We start from the raw sequence: 1,645 nt of genomic DNA on the forward strand, positions 1-1,645 counted from the left end.
ACCGGAAAACAACATAAAGACGTTCTTGCTGATTGCCGCAAAATGTTCGAGGCGCTCAATATTCAATCGGCGGACTTTTCCGCCGATTACAAAGACAGCAAAGGACGCACCTATCAGGAGTTTTTGCTTGACCAAGACCTGACAATGACGCTCGTCATGGGGTACAGCATTGAGCTTCGCCATAAAGTCGCCAAGCGCTGGCGTGAGCTGGAAGAACACGCCAAGACCCCCGCTATCCCGCAAACATACCCCGATGCACTGCGCCTCGCTGCCGAATTAGCAGAGGAAACCCAGCAGCTAAAACTGATCAACAAAGAGCAGGAGGCTGAACTCCACGACCTCAAGAGCCTGTTCAAGGAGGGCATGACCCCAACCCAGTTCTGCAAAATGCTCAACGGCGTCAATACCCAAAAGGTTAACGGCTGGCTCGCTGAGCGCCACTGGCTACACAACGAAAGCCAATCCGGTACCCGTTGGCGGGCAACATCCTACGCTCGCGACAGATACCTGACTGAGCACCCGCATCTGATTGGCGTTCACGGTGCCGACGACTTCATTAAATACCAGCCAGTATTGCTGCGTAAAGGTGCTGAACGCCTCTACGTCCTTTACCGCCGTGGCAAAGTGCCCATGAAACTCAACTGGAACGGCGATTTTACCCACCAGAAGCACGTCAGCCTTGCATCGTGAGAGGGGCAACGAATGAAACCTAAAATACCTAACAGGATAAAGGAGCGGGAGAAGCTATTTAAACGCTTATACCGTGAAGGACTTATTCATGCAAAACGCATACGACAAACCGGTTATTTATCAATGCGGCTTTCTCACTACTGGTGCATGTTATCCAAAGATAACGGCCTGAGTTGGAAAACCATGAGTCACGCGACATACGACACCCAAATAGCAATATAAAAACAGGAGCACCCCATGAATTATGCATTCGCGGGTCATGCTGCCCTCATGGGGAGCTATCACCCGGAAGAAACCCACCTGGATAAATGGGTTAAATGGCTGCGAAACGGATACCGAAAGCTTATCGCTATCCTCGAACAGCAAGGCAAGCCTCTACGACCTGCCCCAGCACCTTAATCAAGGCTGTTACAGCCTGAAATCCCCTTCACCACCGCATTTCTTCGATTGGTCATTCCCCCGCCTGCCCGCCGTCATGACGAACGGTGCAGTGGCTTAATTTTAGCAGAGGTCAATTATGGCATACATCACCTTATCCGAGTGGAATCGGCGGCAACCCCGTCCGCGCTGTATGGAAACCGTCAGGCGATTGGTCAGGAGCGGAATGATTTTTCCCGCACCGATACGAGATGGGCGCGAGTATCTGGTTGAGGAAAATGCCTGCAAGCTCACCCAGAATAAAAACCTTCACTCATCAGGTTACCTTCATCCCGCCCTGTTATCGAGGATAAAACATGGCACGCCGGAGAAGCCATAAGAACCGCGATTTGCCGCCAAACCTGCAACCGCGCAACGGCGGCTATTTTTGCTACCGTGACCCGCGCACCGGAAAAGAATATGGCCTGGGCCGCCATCGACAGGAGGCCATTACACAAGCCATCGCCGCTAATATGGCGATTTATGGCTCATCAAAACCATCACCGCTCGTTGACCGCATCAACGACACACAGGCGAC

4 protein-coding genes are annotated in these 1,645 nt (G+C 52.2%); all 4 read left to right on the top strand.

Translation table 11 applies throughout. The features are described from left to right. The coding region (locus tag QZ506_RS12975) for a Rha family transcriptional regulator (RefSeq protein ID WP_291971560.1) at positions 1 to 690 on the top strand (690 nt) is incomplete at its 5' end. Positions 691 to 927: 237 nt separating this feature from the next. Beyond that, the gene (locus QZ506_RS21650) at positions 928 to 1,089 is read left to right on the top strand and encodes a protease FtsH-inhibitory lysogeny factor CIII (RefSeq protein ID WP_367273023.1); all 162 of its coding nucleotides are present in this window, start codon (positions 928 to 930) and stop codon (positions 1,087 to 1,089) included. 172 nt (positions 1,090 to 1,261) lie between these two features. Further along, on the top strand, positions 1,262 to 1,447 hold the full coding sequence (locus tag QZ506_RS12980; RefSeq protein ID WP_291971565.1) for an excisionase: 186 nt from the start codon (positions 1,262 to 1,264) through the stop codon (positions 1,445 to 1,447). Then, positions 1,425 to 1,645: phage integrase Arm DNA-binding domain-containing protein (locus QZ506_RS12985; protein WP_291971563.1), on the top strand; the 221-nt coding region annotated here is incomplete at its 3' end. The genes QZ506_RS12980 and QZ506_RS12985, both read left to right, overlap by 23 nt.

Source organism: Candidatus Symbiopectobacterium sp. (assembly GCF_020054415.1).
GTDB lineage: Bacteria > Pseudomonadota > Gammaproteobacteria > Enterobacterales > Enterobacteriaceae > Symbiopectobacterium.